General features: G+C 59.7%; 20 protein-coding genes, 1 tRNA gene and 1 riboswitch. Of the genes, 14 read left to right on the top strand and 7 right to left on the bottom strand.

The genetic code is table 11. The annotated features are described in order from the left end of the window. Positions 1 to 132: 132 nt before the first annotated feature. Entirely contained in the window at positions 133 to 804 is a 672-nt protein-coding gene (locus tag RBQ93_RS00730) for a TraR/DksA family transcriptional regulator (protein WP_320370081.1), read from the top strand. Here RBQ93_RS00730 and RBQ93_RS00725 read toward each other — a convergent pair. Beyond that, positions 801 to 1,934, bottom strand: a complete 1,134-nt coding sequence (locus tag RBQ93_RS00725) for a DUF362 domain-containing protein (protein WP_320370080.1) — start codon at positions 1,932 to 1,934, stop codon at positions 801 to 803. The genes RBQ93_RS00730 and RBQ93_RS00725 overlap by 4 nt on opposite strands. An 88-nt stretch (positions 1,935 to 2,022) precedes the next feature. Between RBQ93_RS00725 and RBQ93_RS00720 the strand changes: the two genes are divergently transcribed. After that, positions 2,023 to 3,303 (top strand): diguanylate cyclase domain-containing protein, encoded by a 1,281-nt coding sequence (locus RBQ93_RS00720; RefSeq protein WP_320370079.1) that lies wholly within the window; start codon positions 2,023 to 2,025, stop codon positions 3,301 to 3,303. Positions 3,304 to 3,311: 8 nt separating this feature from the next. On the opposite strand, the gene RBQ93_RS00715 is transcribed toward RBQ93_RS00720, so the two are convergent. The 3 genes from RBQ93_RS00715 to RBQ93_RS00705 all read right to left on the bottom strand — a co-directional run bounded on the left by RBQ93_RS00715 (position 3,312) and on the right by RBQ93_RS00705 (position 9,662). Further along, complete coding sequence (locus RBQ93_RS00715; protein ID WP_320370078.1) at positions 3,312 to 4,289, bottom strand: hypothetical protein; 978 nt, start codon at positions 4,287 to 4,289, stop codon at positions 3,312 to 3,314. Next, on the bottom strand, positions 4,274 to 7,693 hold the full coding sequence (locus RBQ93_RS00710) for an alpha-amylase family glycosyl hydrolase (protein ID WP_320370077.1): 3,420 nt from the start codon (positions 7,691 to 7,693) through the stop codon (positions 4,274 to 4,276). Before RBQ93_RS00710 ends, RBQ93_RS00715 begins: the two co-directional genes overlap by 16 nt. 67 nt (positions 7,694 to 7,760) lie before the next feature. After that, positions 7,761 to 9,662 carry a tetratricopeptide repeat protein gene (locus RBQ93_RS00705; protein ID WP_320370076.1) on the bottom strand — a complete coding sequence of 634 codons (1,902 nt, stop codon included), beginning with the start codon at positions 9,660 to 9,662 and terminating at the stop codon, positions 7,761 to 7,763. 171 nt (positions 9,663 to 9,833) lie between these two features. Between RBQ93_RS00705 and RBQ93_RS00700 the strand changes: the two genes are divergently transcribed. Next, a complete protein-coding gene (locus tag RBQ93_RS00700; protein ID WP_320370075.1) occupies positions 9,834 to 10,682 on the top strand; it encodes an HDOD domain-containing protein in 849 nt (282 codons plus the stop codon). Here RBQ93_RS00700 and RBQ93_RS00695 read toward each other — a convergent pair. Next, the gene (locus RBQ93_RS00695) at positions 10,679 to 10,906 is read right to left on the bottom strand and encodes a hypothetical protein (RefSeq protein ID WP_320370074.1); all 228 of its coding nucleotides are present in this window, start codon (positions 10,904 to 10,906) and stop codon (positions 10,679 to 10,681) included. The two genes, RBQ93_RS00700 and RBQ93_RS00695, sit on opposite strands and share 4 nt — an antisense overlap. 89 nt (positions 10,907 to 10,995) lie before the next feature. Here RBQ93_RS00695 and def point away from each other — a divergent pair, with 89 nt between their 5' ends. From def to RBQ93_RS00680, 3 genes are read left to right on the top strand one after another with little or no spacing between them, the layout of a single operon-like run. Further along, complete coding sequence (gene def, locus RBQ93_RS00690) at positions 10,996 to 11,496, top strand: peptide deformylase (protein WP_320370073.1); 501 nt, start codon at positions 10,996 to 10,998, stop codon at positions 11,494 to 11,496. Next, positions 11,493 to 12,446 carry a methionyl-tRNA formyltransferase gene (fmt, locus tag RBQ93_RS00685; RefSeq protein ID WP_320370072.1) on the top strand — a complete coding sequence of 318 codons (954 nt, stop codon included), beginning with the start codon at positions 11,493 to 11,495 and terminating at the stop codon, positions 12,444 to 12,446. Before def ends, fmt begins: the two co-directional genes overlap by 4 nt. 53 nt (positions 12,447 to 12,499) lie before the next feature. Then, a complete protein-coding gene (locus tag RBQ93_RS00680; protein WP_320370239.1) occupies positions 12,500 to 13,240 on the top strand; it encodes a DUF116 domain-containing protein in 741 nt (246 codons plus the stop codon). Here the strand turns inward: RBQ93_RS00680 and RBQ93_RS00675 are convergent. Beyond that, on the bottom strand, positions 13,226 to 14,233 hold the full coding sequence (locus RBQ93_RS00675; RefSeq protein WP_320370071.1) for a hypothetical protein: 1,008 nt from the start codon (positions 14,231 to 14,233) through the stop codon (positions 13,226 to 13,228). The two genes, RBQ93_RS00680 and RBQ93_RS00675, sit on opposite strands and share 15 nt — an antisense overlap. 151 nt (positions 14,234 to 14,384) lie before the next feature. Next, positions 14,385 to 16,205 (bottom strand): KUP/HAK/KT family potassium transporter, encoded by a 1,821-nt coding sequence (locus tag RBQ93_RS00670; RefSeq protein ID WP_320370070.1) that lies wholly within the window; start codon positions 16,203 to 16,205, stop codon positions 14,385 to 14,387. A gap of 79 nt (positions 16,206 to 16,284) precedes the next feature. Continuing rightward, positions 16,285 to 16,425: riboswitch (cyclic di-AMP (ydaO/yuaA leader) on the bottom strand. Positions 16,426 to 16,533: 108 nt separating this feature from the next. Between RBQ93_RS00670 and RBQ93_RS00665 the strand changes: the two genes are divergently transcribed. The 8 genes from RBQ93_RS00665 (at position 16,534) to RBQ93_RS00630 (ending at position 23,046) form a co-directional block, all read left to right on the top strand. Beyond that, complete coding sequence (locus RBQ93_RS00665; RefSeq protein WP_320370069.1) at positions 16,534 to 16,749, top strand: DUF4911 domain-containing protein; 216 nt, start codon at positions 16,534 to 16,536, stop codon at positions 16,747 to 16,749. Further along, entirely contained in the window at positions 16,736 to 17,986 is a 1,251-nt protein-coding gene (locus tag RBQ93_RS00660) for a DUF1343 domain-containing protein (protein WP_320370068.1), read from the top strand. Before RBQ93_RS00665 ends, RBQ93_RS00660 begins: the two co-directional genes overlap by 14 nt. 66 nt (positions 17,987 to 18,052) lie before the next feature. Beyond that, positions 18,053 to 19,327: a serine--tRNA ligase gene (gene serS, locus RBQ93_RS00655; protein WP_320370067.1), complete on the top strand. Its 1,275-nt coding sequence runs from the start codon at positions 18,053 to 18,055 to the stop codon at positions 19,325 to 19,327. A gap of 9 nt (positions 19,328 to 19,336) precedes the next feature. Then, a tRNA-Ser gene (locus tag RBQ93_RS00650) sits at positions 19,337 to 19,424 on the top strand. A 55-nt stretch (positions 19,425 to 19,479) separates the two neighbouring features. Next, entirely contained in the window at positions 19,480 to 20,502 is a 1,023-nt protein-coding gene (gene hemE / locus RBQ93_RS00645) for a uroporphyrinogen decarboxylase (protein WP_320370066.1), read from the top strand. Between the two features lie 6 nt (positions 20,503 to 20,508). Then, positions 20,509 to 20,871, top strand: a complete 363-nt coding sequence (locus RBQ93_RS00640) for a VOC family protein (protein ID WP_320370065.1) — start codon at positions 20,509 to 20,511, stop codon at positions 20,869 to 20,871. 126 nt (positions 20,872 to 20,997) lie between these two features. After that, positions 20,998 to 21,522: a hypothetical protein gene (locus RBQ93_RS00635; protein ID WP_320370064.1), complete on the top strand. Its 525-nt coding sequence runs from the start codon at positions 20,998 to 21,000 to the stop codon at positions 21,520 to 21,522. Positions 21,523 to 21,741: 219 nt separating this feature from the next. Further along, positions 21,742 to 23,046, top strand: coding sequence for a pyridoxal phosphate-dependent aminotransferase (locus RBQ93_RS00630; RefSeq protein WP_320370063.1), 1,305 nt, complete (start codon positions 21,742 to 21,744; stop codon positions 23,044 to 23,046). Positions 23,047 to 23,096: the final 50 nt, after the last annotated feature.

Raw genomic sequence — 23,096 nt, 5'->3', positions numbered from 1 at the left:
CTCCACGTTCTTCGTCCAGCCCTTGCCCCTGCACAAACCACACCCGGCGTCAGGCCTTTATTCTTGACAGCCCCACTATTATCTGCTAGAAGGTGGCCCCTTCATACACGACCACATCAGTTCGGAGCTGTCATGGCAACCAAAACCACAAAAAAAGCGGCCCCAGCGGCCAAGGTGACTGCCCCAGCCAAAAGCGCAGCCTCTGCGAAGAAAAGCGCTGCGACCAAGAGCACAGATACACCGGCAAAGGTCTCCGCCAAGGCACCTGTAAAGCCCACGACACCCGCGACACCGAAGACTGCAGCCAAGTCGGCCACACCCGCCCCCAAGGCCGCAGCAAAAAAACAGCCGGCACCTGCGGTTGAGAAGTCTACGCCGGCCAAGCCTCACAAGTGGGATGAAATCCGCCAGCAACTGCTGCAGCTGAAGGAAGCCACACTGCGTGAAATCTCACGCTCGATCAAGAGTGGTTCCGAGGCCAAGGTGGGCGAAGAGACTACCGGCGACATCTACGATCAGGCCTCTTCGGAGCGTGACCGTGAGCTGGAACTGATCTTGAGCGACCGGGAACGCCAAAAGGTGCATAACATCGACGATGCACTGCTGCGGATGAAGGAAGGCGAATACGGCATCTGTGAAGAGTGTGACGAGGAGATCCCCTTGGGGCGGCTGAAGGCGATGCCGTTCACCCGTCACTGCGTCAAATGCAAGTCTGACCTGGAGCGCCTGCAGGCCCAGACCCGTCGTTTTGAGGAAGATCGGGCTTACCGCGAGATCCCGTTGGGTGACGAGGAGGAGGCCTAGTCCTTCTGCGCACGGCCTCTCAGCAAACGTAATAGCAGACTGCGCCTGACCACCAACGCCTGGTGGGGACAAAGTTCGCGGCAACACCAGCACCGAATGCAACGCCCTGAATCAACCTTCAGGGCGTTTTTCGTTATGCTGATCGCACGGGGTGGGCAGGCATCGCGACAGACACCGCACAACACACATAGCTGCTGATCGGCCGCCGGCAGCGGGGTTAACTGATTGCGCAGCAGGTCTTTGACAAACCCGGGCAGACCGAACTGGACATCCAGCCCCCCTGGCAGCCTGAATGGCGGTTCAGCCGTCTCGAGCGGCTCCCCCAGCAATTCAATCTCTTCCCAATGCGCACCGGGCAGTTTGCGCCGACGGGCCTCCTGCTCAACCGGCAGCAGCTCGGCCGGTATGCCGGCCAGGCGCCCGACCACCAGATCAACCGCCACCAGATTTGCACCAGCTAATAGCCAGCCCAGTTGGCGCGGCGTGCCGCTACTGGGTCCGTCCCCCTCCATCGCACAGATGCCGTCAACGATGGTCAGGGCCACCGGCCGCGCTTGGGCAATCTCCAGTAGCAGACCGGCGAAAAGCTCCTTGGAACGGCCCGCTGTCAGATGTAAGCCCGCCTTTGCGCTACCCACCACCGTACCGTACAGGTTCTTCACCCCGCAGGTCAGGGTCATCATCTCGTGGGTCTTCAGTTTGGGCAGATTAATGACGACATCGGCTGCCAGATACTCCCGCGACAGCTCAAACTGACGAAAGACACCGCTGCCGCTCACGTGTTGTGTTTCCTTAAATGCAATCAGCTGGACGCCCAACTCTCTGGCAACCGCCGCAATGCCGCTTTTCTCGGCCACTCGTTCCAGCGTCCCGATCCCCGGGCTATCACCGATCAACACCTCTCCACCGGCCTGCTGTACCAGTTCAGCCACCACACGCACCAATGCCGGATGGGTGGTGACCGCCGCCTCTGGCGGCTTTGCCGATAGCAGGTTTGGCTTGAGCAGCACCCGCTGTCCGGCCTTTACAAAGGCGGCCATGCCGCCCAGGGGAGCCAGAAGCTGTGTCAACTGCTGACGCAACTCTTGCAGATCGTATGTTGTACAGCGCGTGAGTGCTATCGGTTGCATGTTGATGTGCTCCTTGCACTTTTACAATCTTAGGGTACACTACCACACAGCAAAGGAACGGCAATCAGACTCCAGGCACCAGGTCCCTATGAAATCAGCCGCAATCGAGCATTACGACATATCACTGCTCTACGTTGAGGACGAAAAGGTCACCCGCGAACAGGTTTCCCGCATCCTGCAGCGTGTTGTGACAGAACTGCACGTGGCAGAGAACGGTCGCGAAGGGCTGGCCCTCTACCGTGAAAAACGCCCCGATATCGTGCTGACTGACATCATGATGCCGCTGATGAATGGCCTTGAAATGTGCCGCGAGATCCGTCAGCTCGATCATGACAGCCAGCTGATCATGCTGACCGCCTACAGTGACACCGACTATCTGCTGGAGTGCATAGCCCTCGGCATCAATCAGTACGTCCAAAAGCCGGTTGATTTTGCGCGGCTGACCAGCGCCATTGAAACCTGCAGCAGTTACATCCTGCTCAAACGCAAGATTCAGCAGCAGGAAGAACGCATCCACCGCTTGTCTCAGGCTGTTGAACAGGCGCCGGCACCGGTGATGATCACCTCCCTGAACGGTTCCATCGAGTATGTCAATGCCATGTTCACCCGCCTCTGCGGCTACACAGCCGAAGAGGCGTTGGGCCGCAACCCACGTCTGCTCAAATCAGGCATGAATCCACCTGAGATGTATGCCGAGCTGTGGCAATCAATTATTGCTGGACGGGAATGGCAGGGAGAGTTGGCCAATAAGCACAAAGACGGCTCCATCTTCTGGGAAACGGTCAAAATCTGCCCCCTACGGGACAATAACGGTGCTGTGACCGGCTTTCTCAAGGTTTCCCAGGACATCACCGCCCGCAAGCAGTACGAAGAAAGCCTGCACTATCTGGGTACCCACGACCCGCTCACCGGACTCTACAATCGGGCCTATTTCGACGCCGAGTTGCAGCGGCTCGACAACAGCCGCGATTTTCCGGTCAGCATTGTGGTTGCCGACATCGACGGCCTGAAAGCGGTCAACGACTCGCAAGGACACGCCGCCGGCGATCAGTTGATCAAGGAGGCAGCCGAGGTATTGTTGTCAGCCTTCCGGGCCGCTGACGTCGTGGCGCGCATCGGTGGCGATGAATTTGCCGTCCTGCTGCCCCATACCGATCACGATGCGGCACAGGCTGCCATGTTGCGAATCAGGGAAAACGGCACTGCTGAGCGAAAATTTGGGGCGTCCGCCCGTTTCTTGTCACTGGGCATGGCCACAGCCAGACAGGCCGGGCAGTTACCGGACACCATGAAAGAGGCGGACAAACTGATGTACAGCGACAAGCTTGAGCGCAAATCCGGGCGCAGCGTTACGACGCAAGCCGACTAGCAGCACCATCAAAAAATGATGTTCGGGCGCAACACCACGGTTACGTTGCTGGCATCGCGATCCCTAAGCGAGCCACTATATCGATCAGGTGCTTCCCAGATCATACCGGCATCCAGCTTGAAGGCCACTCCCCAGGATTTAATCGGAAACTTTTTACCCAACACATATTCCTGGCGCAGCAACGCCCCCGTCTTGGTGCTGATGTCCCAACGTACCTCAAAGGCGCTGTTTTTCAGGAATGCGATCGGATTGACGGTAAAATCAAGGTCGCTCCGGCGAAAGCCAAGGTAGAAGGTATCGGCGATATCGGGGTGGTCGTGCATTTTGGCCCCCAGCCGAAAGCTCCAGGCCAGCTTTTCATCCCTGAAACTCCGCTCCCCCTTCAGCTTCCACTCAACCTCCAACGAATCGTCAGGTATCAGGACATTGTTTCTGATGTGCTGGTTGGAGTAACTGCACAGATAGCCCATGTACCCCTTGTTGGATGAAAGCCGCTCCTCACCCTGTTTGCTGAAACGGACCATATCGCCCACAAACAGGGAAACGGCGTAGGGTTCCTCGAAACCGGCCGTAATCCACTGGATCACGTTCTGGTTACCGCCAATATCACCAGAACGGTAAAAACCGGATGCGTACTCCTGCAGTGCCACCCCGGTCAGCGGCAGCGGCATGACAGCCGCCTCCAGCAGCAAAAAACGGGGCACGAGTGAGTTAACCAACAGTCGGCTGTAGATCTCGGGTTCCCCCATACCGGAGAGATCCTGTATCGGTGTGCCGGCCAGCGGGATATTGAGTGACAGATTGGTGTAATAGAGATCGAGTTCCCAGTCGAGATCGGCCCAGCCCAACTGCTGACTGCCGAAGAGGTATTCTCTGTAGCTTCGCTGCTGGGCCGGCGCAGTTGACCGTCCATCGTCTGCCGTTGCCAGCGGTGCCAGCACCAGCATGCCCAGCACCAAGACCAGTGTGGTCAGCAATCCCCGCATCGCCCTTGCTCTTCAGCCATACAGCCATCCGCTTCAGCTGCCAGCCTGATCAGTCGCCTCACACGGTAGCCAGCTCCAGCTGCCAGCAGGGCCAGATCAACGGCCGGGACAACGGTTGCGCTGACTCCTCTGGCCTGGTCGAACCACGACCGCACCGCCAACCAGCTCACCAGGTCTTCAAAACGCTCCTTGTTAAACCAGGCAACACCAGTATCGTCATGCACCAGCAGAAAACGGGCGACCTGCGGCAGCTCCAGCAGGGCTGCCAGCTGTTCACCCGTATCCTGCCAAACCGGGTCGTTCCAGACCGTCCAGGCCGCCGCAACCACCCCACAGCGGGCAGCCTGATACTGTCCCCAGCCACGCTCATGGTCGGCTGAGCCGGCCACAAAAGCGGCCACCGGCCGGTGCAGGCCGTAGGCCGTCAGCGGCTCGTCCCCCAAGGGTGCTGCCACATGCCCCAGCAGCAGTGCTGCCAGAAAGGCCCGGCGTTCCAGGACACCGCTCGGCACCAGCTCGCGCGACACCCCTGCGCGCCGCATCAATTGCACGGTTTTACGAACAACAGCAGGTTGCCAGGCTGCCTGCAGCTGCTCAACCAGCAGTGGCACGTCGGGCAGCTCAGTGCTTTCAAGCGAAATAACCGCCTGATACTGCAACAGTGATTGCACCAGTGCAGGCTCGGCAGACATAAATGCGCCCGGGGTGATTGCGGCTACCTGGTCGCACACCGCACGACAGGCATCCAAAAGCGGCCGATGTCGTAGCTGCACCAGTTCTTCTGACAGTGATGGCACACCTCGCCCGGCCAACTCCTGGCAGAGCGCGCCCCAGCCAGCCTCCTGGCTATCCTGCTGTTGCTGATACTCCCAAAAGATATGGAATTCGTAGGGGCCGAGCTCAACGTAGAGGCCCTGTTGATGGATCTCCGCCGTACTCCGCAGGTACTCGAGGCCGCTGGCCAGATCACGGAACGAAACCAAGCGCCCCGGTCCGCTATCAAGCCCAAGCGCGTCTCCCAACCCGATATGCTGCTGCGTCTGCGCAGTGGCCCGACGTATCCAACCGGCTGTCTGGCCATGGCGATTGTTGTACACCACCAGTGCCCGTTCAGCGCCGGCCTGGTTGCTGTAGGCAAAGACATGTTCATCCACGCTGCCATCGTTATCGCAAAAATCATACAGGCAGAACTGTCCGGAACCGGAAAACAGCCAACGCTTTTTCAGCAGCGGAAAGATCCACAGCCGGTGTCCTTCCAGCAGCCCCTGGTCAACCTGCTCATCCCAGTAGGCGCGGCGGTACTCCATGCCATATTTTTCCTTAAAGCCCTCCAACTGACCATGGCCGAACATCGGCAGCCCCGGCATGGTGGCCAGCAGCACACAGGCGCCGAAATATTTGCCCTGGGAGCCGAACTGCTCCACAGCGGTCTTTTCGTCCGGGTTGTTCATGAAGTTGACAAACCGCTTGAGTATCTCAGGATTAAATTCCAGCACGTTCTTGATGGTCTGGCGGTACTTGGCGTTTTCCTCTTCCTTGAGCATGTTCATGAAGGCCGAGTTATAGACCCGGTGCATCCCCAGGGTCCGCACAAAATAGCCTTCCATCATCCAGAACGCCTCGGCCAGCAGCAGAGTATCCGGCACCTCACGACCAACCCGGTCCACCACCTCACGCCAGAATTCCAGCGGAAACACGGCATCAAACTCGTCACGGCTCATGGCGTGCTCGGCCCGTGACGGAATCCCGCCCCCCAGTCCCCGCTGGGGGAACCACAGGCGCTGGTAGTGTTTTTTTGCCAGGGTCATGGCGGCGTCAAAACGGATGATCGGCGTCAGGCGGGCCACATGCAGAATGGTCTGCATCACCGCCTCGCGTACCTCGGGAATCAGGTAGTTCAGCTGGGCGGTGTCGTTCCAGGGGATGCTGGTACCGTCATTGCCGTGGTAGATGTAGCGGGTGCGGCCATCGCGGCGATCGATCATTCGGAAGGCAACGGCGGCGTCGTCCTTGCTCCAATAGCCATCTTCGATCTGGATGGTGACTGACGGGTCGCGGGAGAGATCCTCGCCATTGAAACGATAACCGGGAAACGGCGGGTACTCGCTCTGGATGAACCAGTCCGGATGTTCAACCACCCAACGGGAATAGATGCCGGTATGGTTGGGCACCATGTCGCTGGCGAGCCGAATCCCCCGCTGCCAGGCCCGCTGTTTCAGGTTGTGGAAGGCGGCCTCACCGCCCAGGTCCTCGGCAATTGTGTAGTCGTACAACGAGTAGGCCGAGGCATGGGCCTCGGGGTTGCCGCACAATTCCTTGATCCGGCGCGAGGCAGCTGAGCGCTCCCACAACCCGATCAGCCACAGCCCGGTAAAGCCACGGGCAGCCAGCTGATCCAGCTCGCTGTCCGGCACCTGGTCAAGTCGGGTGATCGGATAACCATGCCAACGCGAGAGCTGATCGAGCCAGACATGGGTCATCTTGGCCATCAGCACCACGGTGGACATCCAGTCGGCATCGGGCGAGAAGGCCTCATATTCCGGCTGGTCATAACCTGCCAGATGCCCGGCCTCCAAGGTCTGCCGCCGGTCTCGCTCCCAACCGCCGCCAGCACCGGCGACGAATTCCAGCACTCGGCTGGGACCAGGCCCGCCCATACCACGGGCAGCCTGTTCCTCCTCAAGAATGTCGAAGGAGGTCAAGACCCCCTCGAACAGGTCACGGGGCAGCAGCTCGCCCCAGGTCTCACGAATATAGCCCAGCTGGCCGGCCAGCGAATCCGGTGCGGCCTTAAGTGGCGCGCGCAAGGCCTCCATCAGTGGCACATCAAGCCCCGGTACTGGCGGCCCTACAGTTAACGCACCTGCTAGAGCGCCCGCAACCTGGGAATAGGCAGGGACAGACTGTGCCAGCTGGTGATCGTCGAACAGCTGACGGAACGGATCAAGGGCACGGTTTTCGGTTGCCAGGCGCACCAGCAGCATCTCGCGCAGCACCAGCTCAACCTGCAGTGCCTGCGGATAGCCGCTCACTGCTGCAAGCGGCGGAAAACCAGATTCAAACCCTTCCAGGGCAGCGGTTACCGTTGGTTGGCCCAACTCGGCCCCGCCACGCTGGAGGGCCGTCACCAGCCGCCCCACGTCGCCAAGCTCGGCACACGCTGCAATCAGATAGCGATACACATCCAGCAAGGTCCCGTACAGGTGCAATTGTGCGGCAGTAACCTCTGACGCCGGCTCTTGTCCTGACAGCTGCAGGCAGTTGGCCAGCCGCCGACAGGCAACGATGGGTGGATAGCGGCGCGCCAGGAGCGGAGCCAAAGTCTGGTCGAGCTGCAGGGCTGCCCGGGCAGCGCCCGAGAGATGGATCGGCAGAGGGAAGTAGGGTAGCAAAAGACTGGCCATAGGTTGTAGTAGGTCCTTTAGGCCTGACATGGGGGCTGCTAAGCAGCCCCCACGGGAAGTGTAACGGTTATTTTTTCTTGGCTGCGGTCTTTTTCTTGGTAGTTTTCTTTGTCACACGTTTTTTGGTGGCTACCTTCTTCTTCGACTTACTCTTCTTTGACTTGATTGCCTTACGCGGGGTCGGGTTAAAATCGTCACGGATGTTGTTCAGCAGGATCGAGGTTTCCACCAGGTTCGGATCAGCCTGCTTGGCTGCTTCCAGCGCCTCGCGGGCTTCGGCCAGACGGCCGGTCTTCATGTACACCCGCCCCAAGGCGTGCAAGGCGCGGGCATGATCGCCCTTCAGGGCAACGGCCTGCTTGTAGCTGGCAATGGCGCTGTCATACTCTTTACGGAAATCGTACACCAGCCCCAGACGATAGTGATTATTGGGGTCATCCGGCCCCAGCTCGGCCGTTTCCTGCAACAGCAGGACCAGGTCATCATACTGCTTGTTTTTCACATAGATCGTTACCAGGGCGTTACGGCTTTCAACATCAGCCTTGGCCAGCTCCAGAGCGCGCTTGTAATGTTGAATCGCCTTGTCGCCCTGATCCTGATTACGGTAGACCGCTGCCAGTTCACGGTGGGCATCCGGGTTATCCGGAGCCAGCTGCAAAACAGCCTGGTACGACTCCACCGCATGCGGCAGTTCCTTGCCCTGCACCAGGATCCTGGCAAGCTTGAGATGGATGTCGGCACTTTCCGGTTTCAGCTTCAAAAACTCTCGATACTGCTCCACGGCCTCCGGGGTGTTGCCGCGCGCCAGCCGGATCTCGGCCAGCCTGAGGCGTGCCTCCGCAAAATCAGCCCGTTTCTCAATGGCCCGCTTGTACGACACCACCGCCTCATCCAGCTGGCCACGTTTTTCATACAGCAGTCCCAGATTGTAATACACCTCAGGGTTGTCGCTCTGGCGATAGCTGGCCTCACGATAGGCGGTGATCGCCTCCCCTTCACGGCCAGCCTTGTAATAAAGAGCGCCAAGCCGCTCATAGGGCGGCACCGCACCGGGCAACGTCTTCAGTACCGAACGATAGGCCTCCGCAGCCCGATCCACCTCACCCCTGGAGGCCAACTGATCGCCCAGCACAATACCCTCTGGCTGCGGCGCAGTCGAACTGCTGACGACCGTCGCATCTTTTCTGCCGCCCAACAGGCGCTCATACTCGGCCTGTCTGGTGTCACCCTTTTTTTCATAAATATCTGCCAGCAGCAGGTGTACTCGGCTGCTACGGGGATTTGAGACCGCCGTCTTCTGCAGCAGTTCCAGGGCTTTATCCTGTTCGTTTTTTTGCAGGTAAAGTTGCGCCAGCCCCAGACTGGCCTGCTCCGAGGAAGGTTCAGCCACCAATGCACGACGGTATTCGTCTTCGGCACGACTCAGCTGCCCTTGGGACTGATACACATCGGCCAGACCGACCATGACATCGGCATCGCCCGGAGCCTGTCGCTCAGCCTCGCCCAAATGATAGAGCGCCAGCGGGTAGATCCGTTTTTCCAGCATCACCTTGCCCAGCGCCTTGTGGAAGACCGGCGACGGCGCTCCCGCCACCCCCTTGGTCAGTTCGACAGCCGCCTCATCCAGCATCCCCCGCTGGAGATACAAGACTCCCAGGCTACCGCTGGCCACCGCCAGGGAAGGCTCGTCCTGCAGGGCGCGCCGGTAGGCGCTGACTGCCGTATCAACCGAACCGGACCGTTCGGCCTGCCGGCCCGCCACATACTGGGCAGCGGCTCCGTCGGGGCAGAGTTCAACGATCCTTGCCTCCTGCACACTACGTATCCGCTCATCTTGGATACCCGGCAACTGCTTGGCCAACTCAAGCGCCTCGGTGCATCCCCTTCCGCCAAAATTCCAGCTGAAACCTGACAGCAGCAAAGCCGTGACACCCATCAGCGGCAGCGCCACCCGTTTTTTGATGTACATAGTTGAAATTCCTCGTTTAAATCAAGAGAGTGGCGGCAATTATACACAGTGAGACCAAAAAATACAAACCATTCGGCCGAAGCACTTGCCTTGACACCGACCGATGGCATACTATGCACTGCATTTATGGCAGCCATAAGCTAGCCGTCATGGAACCCAGAGGAGCACAGGATGAACAGAGACCTTGAGCAGATCATCATGGCAGCCGGCGATCTACCGACTATTCCGATCGTGGCCACCAAGGTGATGCAGCTGATGGAGGATGAAAACGCAACAGCCGACGACCTGGCCCGGGTGGTAGCATCTGACCCGGCCGTGGCCGCCCGCGTACTCAAGATATCCAACTCATCCTTCTACGGTTGTCAGCGGCAGATTCAGACCCTGCCCCACGCCATTATGATGTTGGGCTTTGTCACCCTGAAAAGCGTGGTAGTGGCAGCCTCGGTCAAGCAGGTCTACCACCCCTTCGGACTGACGGAAAAATTGCTCTGGGAGCACTCCTTCGGTGCCGGCCTGGCAGCCCGGATCATCGCATCCGACACCCGACTGGTAAACGCCGAGGAGGCCTTTCTGGGGGGACTGTTTCACGATCTGGGCAAGATCATCATGAACTTCCTGGACAAGGAAAAATTCCAGGAAGTCATGCAACGTTGCTACAACGACGGCATCGACTTCGAGCAGGCAGAACGAACGCTGTTTCCCTATACCCACGAAGAGGTAGGGGCGCTGGTGATCAAGAAGTGGAATTTTCCCGACCACCTGATGAAGGCGGTCATGGCTCACCACACCCTGGCCCTGGCCGAAGATGAAGACCCGTACCTGGTGCGTCTGACCTGCGTGGTCAGTCTGGCCAACATCTTTTGTCATCGCTACGGGATCGGTACTATTGCCGGAGAGGAAGAGATCGACGTCGCAGCAACACTTCCGGCCACCACCCTGGGACTTACTGCCGAAAAGGTTGACGAACTGCTGTTCAACTTCAAAGAGGCCTACGACAAAGATCAGACCTTTTTCACCTAGGTTCCGGAGACCGTGTCATCATCTTCGGCCAGGTGCTCAAGGATGGTCTTGCGCAGTTTGCCGCTGGACCGCTGGCGGGCCTCGTCAGAGATCTGCACGGTGTCATCCTGCTCGTCCTGCTCACCGTGTCCGGTCTGCCAGGCCGTCGGCCAGAATCGGTCCCGCGCGGGTTTCCGCCGGTCAATCTCCCCAGCCTTAACGATACCAGTCACCGCTTCGGTCATATCCCCCTCCTCGGCATGGCAGTTGATTTCCTTGGGCTTACCTTGGTATATTTACGAACCATGCTACTACAAACAGATCGAGTAACGTCATGATCCGACCAATTCTCACCTTTCCCGACCCGGTACTCAAGCAAAAGGCAGCGCCGGTTACCGTTATCACCGATGAAGTCCGCCAACTGGCCCAAGACATGGCCGAAACCATGTATGATGCCCCTGGTGTCGGTCTGGCAGCACCGCAGGTCGGCGTGTTACAACGGCTGATCGTGATCGACGTGGCTGCCAAGGATGAGGCGCCGCAGTTGATCACTGTCATCAACCCGGTCATTGTCCAGTGCGAGGGCGAGGTCTACGAAGAGGAAGGCTGCCTGTCGGTGCCCGACTTCTCGGCCAATGTCCGGCGCTACGAGACGGTGGTTGTCAAAGGGCTGTCCCTTGACGGCCAGGAGCGTGTCTGGCAGGCCGACGGCCTGCTGGCCATCGCCTTCCAGCACGAGATCGACCACCTTGAAGGGACTTTGTTTGTAGATCGGCTATCGCCGCTCAAACGTGAACTGTTTATCAAAAAAGCAAGAAAACGGAGCAACCCATGACCGGCTGGCGCATCATCTTCATGGGCACACCGTCCTTTGCCTGTCCCACCCTGCAAATCCTGCTGGAACGCGGCGAAAACGTGGTCGGCGTCTTTACCCAGCCCGACCGCCCCAAGGGACGTGGCCAGAAGCTGCAGCCGCCACCGGTCAAGGAGCTGGCCCTGCAGCACGACATACCGGTCTATCAACCACTCAAGGTCCGCGTACCAGAAGTGATTGAGCAGATTCGTGACCTGAAGCCGGACCTGATCGTGGTGGTGGCCTTTGGCCAGATCCTGCCCAAGGCGCTGCTGGATATCCCCCCCCATGGCTGCGTCAACGTGCACGCCTCACTGCTGCCCCGGTACCGTGGTGCAGCTCCTCTTAACTGGTGCATCGTCAACGGTGAGAGCGAAACCGGCGTCACTACCATGCTGATGGACGTAGGTCTGGACACCGGACCGATGCTCCTGAAAAGGGCAACCCCGATCGGCCCGGATGAAGAGATCAGCTCACTGCATGACCGCATGTCGGCCTTGGGAGCAACGCTGCTGGGCGAAACCCTGGACGGTCTCCAGGCCGGCAGCATCACCCCCGAACCGCAGGATGACGCCCAAAGCTGCTACGCCCCGCTGCTCAAGAAGGAAACCGGCCTTATCGACTGGAACAGATCGGCCCAACAGATTCACAACCTGGTGCGGGGACTGGCCTCCTGGCCCGGCGCCTACACCTTCCTGCAGGACCAGCCGCTCAAGGTTCACCGTACCAGCCTCGGCAGTGGCAGCGGTCCGGCCGGCACCGTACTGAGCGCAACGCCTGAAGGGATTGAAGTGGCCTGCGGCCAGGGGTCGCTGCTGATCCGCGAACTACAGGCCGCCGGCAGCCGTCGCATGGACGCCGCCAGCTTTCTGGCCGGCCACCCGCTGCCCCCTGGCACCAGACTGACCGCCCCCCCGGAGCAGAACCTGTGACCGAACTGCAGGAAACCACCGCTGCACCGCGCAAACGGCTGTTCATCGCGCTGATGGGCCTGACCTGCATCGTGCTGGTGGGCCTGATCTTCCTGGCCTGGTGGATACCCAGCCGCGGCCTGGCCAACATCCACCCTGACCTGCCACGAATCGTCGGCCTGGTGGTGCTGGCGCTTTCCGGCACCGCCATCCTAGGGACCGGCCTGCTGGTGCTGACCACCGCCCTGGGCAAGGACATCTTCTTCACCCGCTTCATGCGGCTGGTGGTGATCAAGTTCCTGCTGCCGGTGATCGAGTTTGTGGGCAGGATTCTGGGGCTGGACAAGGACCGCATTCGTCAGTCGTTCATCGCCATGAACAACTCGTTGGTGATTTCACAGCGCTACAAGGTGCGACCGGACCGGGTCCTGATCCTGCTACCCCACTGCATCCAGCTGTTCGACTGCGAGATCAAGGTGACCGGCGACGTCAACAAGTGCGTGATGTGCGGGCGCTGCGACATCAAGGGGTTGGTGGAGATCGGTAGGAAATACGGCATCGACATCTCGGTGGCCACCGGCGGCACCCTGGCCCGCAAGGTGATCGTCGAGAAACGGCCCAAACTGGTGCTGGCCGTGGCCTGCGAGCGGGACCTGACCTCCGGCATCAAGGACTGCTACCCACTGCCGGTGATCGGCATTCTTAACCTGCGCCCCTATGGCCCCTGCTTCAACACCGTGGTTGATGCGGCCGCCATCGACGACGCCCTGCAACAGGTGCTGGAGCTGCCGGCACCCGCCTCAAACAATCCGTAACGAATCCAGCTCAGGCTCCTGCAGGTCATTCACCACCGTCAACTCGCTACGCCGTCCGTCCTTCTGCACACTCAGCCGGCCCGGCTCACCCTTGGGGGCCTTGGTATAACGCAGCAGTATCCGCCCTGCCAGCTGTATCGCAGCCTGGTCTGGCTCGCCGACCAGCAGCACCAGCGGCCCGCCGCCCTCGGCCCAGCGCAGGGTCGTCTCTCCCGGGCCGATCGAGGCCAGGATATACTCATTGTCGGCGCCATCCCGCCCAACCACCAGCTTGCACGCATCCGATAACCGGAAATGCCGCCCGGTCCGCAACAGAGTGAAATCCCGTACCTGTGGCTGACATAGGTGGTCCAGCAGGTCCTTCACCTTGGGCATGTAGCTTTCTTCGGCCAGTAGACAGCCGCCACCGGGCTGAGGATACTCATCCACCCCCAACTCGGCCGCCAGCCGCATCTGGTCTTTACGGCCACGACCGCGAATCGCCGGCAACTGCTCCCGCTTGACCCACCCTTCAGCCTCCGGGATGGTGGTTTTCAGATACTTGGCTGAAAGCGGCCGCAGCAGCAACCCGCCCAAGCCGCACTCACGATTGATCAGATTGAGGGTGTCCAGGCGCTGACTCATCGGCCGCTGGCCCACCACCTCGCCGGTAAACACAAAATCGGCCTGGTATTCGGCCATCAGCTCCCGGGCGCAGCGCAGCATGAAGGTCTTGCAGTCGATGCAGGGGTTAAGGGCACTGCCGTAACCGTGACGCGGGTGACGCAACATCTCCAGGAACTCCTCACCCAAAGGGATTGAGCGAAACGGGATATCGTAACGTGCGGCATAACGGGCCGCCACCGGCTCACCATCCAGGGTAGGAGAACAGCCGAAAAAGGGAGAGGTAAAGTTGATGGCCAACACCTCTATCCCCTGATTTTGCATCACCTTGGCGGCCAGGATTGAATCGAGACCACCGGAAAACAGCCCTAAGGCACGACGTTGGTGCATTAATTTTTCTGTCCTTTACTCGAAAAAAGAAGCGAGAAATTTTTCGTCCTGCTTGCGGCAATCAAACAAAGGCGCGGAGACGTACCGTTCAGTACGTCGCACAAGACATTGTGAAGATTGACGTGAGCAGGGCGGAAAAGAACCGCTTCATCTACATCTCCACTCGCGTCACCACCCCCTGCAGACGCGCAGCTGGCAGCTTGTTAAACTGCACAAAATTGGGGGTCAGCTTCTTGATAACTGCAAATACCTTCCAGATCGGGTTCAGGGTCGTGATATCCTCGATACCGTAGAAAATAACCTTCTCGGTGATGCCGTGATCATGAATCAACCCTTCAATATCAAGTACCTCCATGTAACCGGCCTGCACCTCAAACCCCTCTAGGCCGCTGGCCATGGCGGTGGTGTGCTGGCACTCCACCCCGAACGGTTCATCGGTCCGCACGATGGAGATCATCACGTTCCGCTCGTAGATGATATTACTGCGGATCACGCAGTGCACCAGATAGGGCGGGATCACATCCAGGCCACGCACAAAGAACAGCGCCGTGCCGGGGATGTTGCGCCCCTTGGCGTAGATCTGCTCGTACGACAGCGTAAAAACCTCCAGATCCAGTGGCTTCAGGGCCTGGTACAGCGCCCGCTGCCCCTTGGTCCAGATCATGATGGTGACAAACGGCACCGCAGCCAGGATGATCGACCAGTAGGCCCCATGGGGAATCTTGGAAAAGGTGGACACGAAGTAAACCAGATCAAGCAGCGCCACCAGCACCACGATCGGCACCTTCCACTTTTTCATGGTCTTGGAGAAGATCATGATCATCATGGTGGCGGTGATGGTCATGGAACCGGTTACTGCCATGCCGTAGGCCGCCGCCAGGTTCTCCGACTTCTGGAAGAAAAACATCACAAAGATCACGGCAATCATCAAGGCCCAGTTGATGGCGCCGATGTAGATCTGGGACTGGATATGGGTCGAGGTGTAATCGACCTTGAAGAGTGGCATCAGGCGGGTGGTGATGCCCTGGTAGACGATGGAGAACACACCGCTGATGATGGCCTGGGAGGCGATGATGGTGGCCATGATGGTCAGGCAGAGAAACGGGATATACAGCAGTGGCGCCTGATGTTTGACCATCGAAAACAGGATGTTTTTTGTCTCGGGGTGCTGGGCAATGAAGGCGCCCTGGCCCAGATAGTTCAGGTAGAGGGCAAAAAAGACAAAGTACCAGGCCCGCACGATCGGCTTGCGTCCCAGATGTCCCATATCGGCGTAGAGCGCCTCGCCGCCGGTGGAGCAGAGGATCACCTCCGACAGCACAATATAGCCGGCAAAACCGTTATGATAGAGGAACTCGAAGGCGTAATGGGGGCTGACCGCCTTGAGGATGCTCGGCATCTCGGCAATCGAGCCCAGGCCGGAAACCAGCAGCGTCACAAAGTAGACCGCCATGATCGGGCCGAAGATGCCGGCCACCTTGTCGGTGCCGCGGGACTGGAAGAAGAACAGGGTACAGGCAATCAGGGCCGCAATCCCCACCAGCAGCCATTGTTTCATGCCGGACAGGGCCGGGATCAACAACAGACCTTCCACTGCCGACAGGATTGAGATGGCCGGGGTGATCACGCCGTCACCCAAGAGCAGTGAGACCCCCAGAAAGGAGAGGAAACCGGCAAAGGCCAGCATGCGGCCTTTTTTCAGCAGCTTGATCAGTATCTCACGCAGCACGATCTCGCCGCCCTGGCCCTTGCGGCCCAGCGACATGGCCAACCAGGCGTACTCCACCGTCACCAGGATCGTCATGGTCCAGAAGACCAGCGACAGGATACCGTAGACGTTTTCCAGGGTCGGCCTAGTCAGGGTAAAGACAATCGTCAGGGTATAGATCGGGCTGGTACCGATGTCGCCAAACACCAAGCCTAAAGCCTTGACGATCCCGCCCCAAAAACCTTCTTCTTGATGTTGTTGCATAAGGCCCTCACGCTTGCAGGTCCAGGGACAGATCAAAAAAAACGCCTCCGGCATGAGCCAGCGACGTCCGTTCCGCCCAAAGTCCTTCCAGATTGCCTACGAGGTTAGCTGACGGGCTTGGGAGTGGAAGTTCCCTATCCGGAATACCGCCGGAATACGCCCCACCTGACTGGGTCCCCCGCATCCGTTTCTCTGCAACGGATCTCGGCTGCTTTTTTGTATGCCGCGAACAATACTCCTTTCTCAAAAACTGTCAACTGTTCCCTCCAGGGCTGAAAGCTGCTATCATACCGACCGTTCCTGTACGCCAAAGGGGTTGCCCAGCCAGATGCACACTCGTTTTTTCAAGATTGACCGCCAGCAGCATGTCTATCTCACCTTCCTGGCCGAGGCCCACGATGGGCTCTGCACCGTCAGCACCGTGGACCAGCAGCAGGGGATTGTACGGATCAGTGCGCCGCCAGGACGGGAGCGCGAAGTTGATCAGTTCATTCGGGCCCTGCAGGAAGAAATCGGCATGCAGGAGGTCCATGACCTTGCCTAGCTCCGCCCTGCGTATCATCATGCTTGCCCTGCTACTCTGTTGCTCAATGTTTCAGCATGCCTCAGCCCAAGTCCTGCCCGGCATCGATATCCTTGCCCAACGCAACTTTGACCTGTTGCAGGGCAAGCGGGTCGGCCTGATCACCAACCAGACCGGCCGCTCCACAAGCGGCAGCAGCACCATCGACCTACTGGCAACAGCTCCCAATGTTGAGCTTGTCACCCTTTTTTCGCCCGAACATGGCATCCGCGGTGAGGCCGATGTCAAAATCGATTCCGGCGTCGACCAGGTCACCGGCCTGTCGATCCACTCCCTGTACGGTACCAGCTGCCGCCCCACTCCAGAGATGCTGACCGGCATTGAACTCTTGGTGTTCGACATCCAGGATATCGGTGCCCGCTTCTACACCTACATCGGCACCCTGCACCACGCCCTGCGGGCGGCCAAGACACACGGTATTCCGCTGGTGGTGCTGGACCGTCCCAACCCGATCGGCGGCAGTGACCTAGCCGGCGCGCTGCCTGACCCGGCCGAGATCGCCCAGCGCCTGGCGACCGACAGCAGCGGCTGCCGCTCCCTGACCATCACCCACCCGATCCCAACCCGCCACGGCCTGACCATCGGTGAACTGGCCCGCCTGATCAACCATCAGGCAGGCATCGAGGCAGATCTGCAAGTTGTGCCGATGTCCGGCTGGCAACGGGAGATGACATGGCACCAGACCGGCCTGCCCTGGGTCAATCCTTCGCCCAACATGAAGGACCCCAGGGCAGCGTTGTTGTACCCCGGCCTGGGCATACTGGAGGCCACCAACCTCTCGGTGGCCCGCGGCACCGACTTCCCCTTTCACCGCTACGGTGCGCCCTGGGTTGATCCTGTGGCGGTACTGAAACAACTGCCAAGTCTGCCGGGATTCTGGTTCAGCCCCACCAGCTTCACCCCCAGTGCCCCTGGTCACCCTTACCGCGATCAGCTCTGCCACGGGATCCAAATCACGGTCAGCAACCCGGACGCGGCCGACCCGATCCTGGCGGGTCTGCATCTGGTGCAGGCCATCTACCGGGCCCATCCTGACCACTACCGGGCCCACAGCGGCTTCCACAGCATGGTGGGCGACCGTTCCGTCTGGCAACGGCTGACTGCCGGAGGCGAGTCGCCGGAGCAGGTCATCTCCGGCTGGCAGCAGCACCTGGAGCAGTTCAAACAACTGCGGGAGCAGTATCTGCTCTACATTTGAGATTGACGCCGGCCTGCCCATGATGCTAAATTTCACCTTCAACTCTTCAGGAACAAAGGTTTTTCCATGCTTGACATGAAGTTCATCCGCGACCAGCTGGACCAGGTCGAACAGCGTCTGGCCAGCCGTGGCGGCGAACAGTCACTGGCCGGTTTTCGGCAGCTTGACGAGCGCCGGCGCAGCCTGCTGACCGAGAGCGAGTCTCTTAAGGCGCTCAAAAACAGCGTCTCCGAGGAGATTGCCAAGGTCAAGGACAAGAGTCAGGTGCAGGACAAGATCGTCGAGATGAAAACGGTCAGCACCCGGATCAAGACCCTGGATGATGAACTGAAGCTGGTGGAAGATGAACTGCAGAACCTCTTGCTGACCATCCCCAACCTGCCCCATGCCAGCACACCGGTTGGCCGTTCTGAAGAGGATAACGTGGTGCTGCGCAGCTGGGGCAATCCGCCCAGCTTCAATTTTGAGCCCAAGAACCACTGGGAGATCGGCGAACAGCTCGGCATCCTAGACTTTGAACGGGCCGCCAAGATCACCGGCGCCCGCTTTGCCCTTACCAAAGGTGCCGGCGCCCGCCTTGAGCGAGCCCTGATCAGCTTCATGCTGGACCTGCACACCACTGAGCATGGGTACACAGAGGTGTTGCCACCCTTCATGGTCAACCGGGCCAGCATGACCGCCACCGGCCAGCTGCCCAAGTTCGAAGAAGACCTGTTCAAGCTGGTGGACCCTGATTTTCTGTTGATCCCCACCGCCGAGGTACCGGTCACCAACATCCACCGTGACGAGATCTTAAAAAGGTCAGAACTGCCGATCAGCTACACCGCCTACACGCCCTGCTTCCGGCGCGAGGCCGGCTCCCACGGCAAGGACACCCGCGGACTGATCCGCCAGCACCAGTTCAACAAGGTGGAACTGGTCAAGTTTGTCCACCCGGCGGAATCCGAGGCCGAGCTGGAAAAGCTGACCGGCCATGCCGAACGGGTGCTGCAGCTCTTGGAACTGCCCTACCGTGTGGTGGCGCTGTGCAGCGGCGATATCGGTTTTTCGGCCTGCAAGACCTACGACCTGGAGGTTTGGCTGCCGGGTCCCGGCACCTATCGAGAGATATCCTCCTGTAGCAGCTTCGGCGACTTTCAGGCGCGGCGGGGCGGCATCCGCTTTCGGGAGGACGACAAGAGCAAACCCGAGTTCGTGCACACCCTGAACGGTTCAGGGCTGGCCGTGGGACGCACCCTGGTGGCAATCCTGGAAAACTATCAGCAGGCCGACGGTTCGGTGGTTATTCCCAAGGCCCTGCGTCCGTATATGGGCGGGCTCGAAGCGATCACCATCCCTTAAGCTGTATACGGAGGAGTTGCCGAGTGGTTTAAGGCACCGGTCTTGAAAACCGGCGTACCGCAAGGTACCGTGAGTTCGAATCTCACCTCCTCCGCCATTACCCAGACTGCGGCGGGCACTGCCCGCCGTTTTTCATCACACGAGGTGCTACCATGAACACCCGCTTTCTCGATGCCTGTTGGGGCAAACCTGTTGACCGCACACCGGTATGGCTGATGCGTCAGGCTGGTCGCTACCTGCCTGACTACATGGCGGTCCGCTCCAAATGCACCTTTCTCGAACTCTGCAAAACCCCGGAACTGGCGGCTGAGGTCACTATCCAGCCAGTGGACATCCTGGGGGTGGATGCCGCCATCCTGTTCTCCGATATCCTGACCCCGGTGGAGCCGATGGGGCTCAAGCTGGACTTCGTGCCGGGACCGGTCTTCGAAAACCCGGTACGCACCATGGCCGATGTCGAGAAACTGCGGATTCCCAACCCCGAAACCGATGTGCCCTACGTGCTGGAGGCGATCAAGATCCTGCGCCGCGAACTGGCCAACAAGGTGCCGCTGATCGGCTTTGGCGGCGCTCCCTTTACTCTGGCCTGCTACATGGTAGAGGGCAAGGGTTCCAAGGACTGGGCCACCATCAAGCGGATGATGTACGCCGCGCCCGAGGTCTTTGCCGCCCTGATGGAAAAGGTGACCATGATGGACATGGAGTACCTGAACGCCCAGATCAAGGCCGGCGCCCAGGCAATCCAGATCTTCGATACCTGGGGCGGGGTGCTGTCCCCCACTGATTATCAGCAGTATGTGCTGCCCTACACTACCAAGCTGATCAACGGCCTCAATCGCCAGAATGTGCCGGTGATTCACTTTGTCAAAGGGTCCGGCACCATGCTGCCGATCGTGCAGCAGGCCGGCGGCGACGTGATGGGGCTGGACTGGCACATCAACCTGGGTACTGCCCGCGACCAGCTGGGTCCGCAGATGGCGGTGCAGGGCAACCTGGATCCGACGGTACTGTATGCCCCCAAGGCCATAATCGAGCAGGAGGTCAAGCGGGTGCTGGACGAGAACGCCGGCCGTCCCGGCCACATCTTCAACCTGGGCCACGGCATCCTGCCCACTGTGCCGCCCGAGAATGCGATCCATATGGTGGAGTGCGTCCACCGACTTTCCCAGAGGTAAACACCTATGTCGGTAACCATGAAAAACGTCGTGGTCTTTGTGACCGACCTGGCCAGGGCCAAGAGCTTCTATGTCGACCAACTGGGGCTGCCGCTGGCCGGCGAGACCCAGATGCTGATGGAGTTTTTCCCTGCGGCCAAAGGCACCACCCTCGGCATCGCCCTGGCCCTGCAGGACGCCGCCAAGGCGCTGGTGGGACGCCACACCGGCGTCACCCTGCAGGTCACCGGCATCGACGCCCTTTGCCAACGGCTGAGCGATGGCGGGGCCACCTTTATCGAACCGCTGGAGGCCTCACCCTGGGGCAAGATGGCCGTAGTGGCCGACCCTGACGGCAACCAATACGCCCTGGTCGAGATGCCGCAATGACCAGCTGCACCGCCTGCATCCAGTCCTAAGCACCCCAAGCCATCCGTAGTGCGCCTAGCCTCTCTACTCATATGCCTGACCATACTGTTGGCACTGGTTGCCCCCGCTTGTTTAGCTGCCTTGCCGATGCGCCCCTACAGCGGCATCGGGGTGTTGCAGATCACCGGCGACAGTTTCGGTGATGGTCTACTGCTCTACGAAGAGCCGGGATTGGTGCGCTGTGGCACCCTTACTGCAGCCGCTGCACACCAGCTGACCGCCTGGCTGTTTGGTCCGGGAGAAGAGGTGCACCTGCTGGTCACGGCCCGCAAGGGCGAATGGCTACTCATTGAGCGTGACGACGCCGGTCGCCAGGCATGGCTGCACGGCCTGCGCCGTTGGAACTACGCCACCTGGGAGCAGTTCCTGAAGGGCAAGCAGATCAGCTTTCTGCGCAACGCCCCCCGGCAGCAGCTTCAGGTCTATCCGTACCCCGAGGCAGCCAACGGAACCCCGCTGCTCTCCTACGAGCCGATGAAGGTGATCATGGTGCAGGGTGACTGGTCCTACGTCCTGTTCGATCGATTCAACGCCGGCTGGATCAGGTGGCGCGATCACGATGGCCGCCTGCTGGTCGGCCTGACCCCTAGCCCCACCCCAGAAAGCCGTTGACGCCCATACGGCGGTATGCTACCAATGTCACCCATGTATCTGACGATCATCGCTACCACAGCAGCACGAGCTACCACCGCCGCGGCGCGTAACGCCGCGGACCTTGCTGCTGCCTGCTGATCGTCGTCCGTTTTCCGAAGACCGAACAGCCGTGGGCATGCAGCCCGCGGCTGTTTTTTGTTTTAGGCATCTACCATCTTTTGAGAGGAATCTGAAACCATGCGCGTCAATCTGGTACAACCGGGCAGCGGTGAGCTGACCTACGAGATCCGCAACATCGTCAACGTGGCTGAAAAACTGCAAAAATGCGGTGTGACCATCAATTGGGAGAACATCGGCGATCCGATCGTCAAGGGGGAGCAGATCCCGGCCTGGATGAAGGAGATCGTTGCCGCAGCGGTGCACGACAACGACAGCTGGGGCTACTGCCACACCCGCGGCGTCCTGAAGACCCGCGAGTTCATCTGCCAGACCACCAACCAGCGGGGCGGCGCCCAGATAACTCCCGATGACATCATCTTCTTCAACGGCCTGGGCGATGCCATTGCCAAGATTTACGGCTGCCTGCAGCCAGAGGCGCGGGTACTGATGCCCTCACCCTCCTACACCACCCACACCCTGGGAGAGGTGGGCCACGCCCAGGCCCCCTCGCTGCACTTCAAGCTTGACCCAACCAACGGCTGGCAGCCTGACCTGTCCGAGATGCGCAGCCAGATCCAGAACAACCCCGGCATCTGCGCCATCATGATCATCAACCCGGACAACCCCACCGGTATGGTCTACAGCAAAGAGCTGCTGCAACAGATCGTGGCCCTGGCCCGCGAGTTCGGGCTGTTCATCATCTCGGACGAGGTCTATAACAACATCGTCTATAACGGCGAGACCACCGTTCCGATCAGCGATGTGATTGGCGACGTGCCGGCCATCTCGCTGAAAGGCATCTCCAAGGAATTCCCCTGGCCCGGCTCCCGCTGCGGCTGGATCGAGGTCTACAACGGCCAGCGTGACGACCAGTTCCGCAAGTACATCAACCTGATCCTGACCGCCAAGATGAACGAGGTCTGCTCCACCACCCTGCCGCAGACCGTGATCCCGGCCATCATGCAGCACCCCCAGTACCAGGTCTATCTCAAGGAGCGGATCTCCCTCTACGAGAAGTCCAGCAACATCACCTACAACTACCTGAAAGAAGTGCCTGAGCTGCTGGTGAACCGCACCAACGGCGCCTTCTACATGGCCGTGGCCTTCAAGGAAGGCGTACTGAACAACAAACAAAGCCTGCCGATCGAGAATCAGGAGGTACGTGAGCTTGTGGAATCGCTGGTCAACCAGCCCGGCGTGTCACCCGACAAACGCTTTGTCTACTACACCCTGGCCGCCACCGGCATCTGCAGCGTACCGCTCTCCTCCTTCGCCACCGAACTGCAAGGCTTCCGGGTGACGCTACTGGAGCGCAACCCGGCCGAAACCGAGCGGATCTACCAGACCCTCGCGGCTAAGATCAAGGAATACATCGCATCCTGATAACCTGCGGGGAGGCTTACACGGCCTCCCCGTTTTGTCTGGAGGTACCG

This window comes from Trichlorobacter sp. (assembly GCF_034008105.1).
Lineage (GTDB): Bacteria > Desulfobacterota > Desulfuromonadia > Geobacterales > Pseudopelobacteraceae > Trichlorobacter.
Note: the sequence above shows the minus strand (reverse complement) of the source record. Positions and strands in the feature narration are given on the sequence as shown.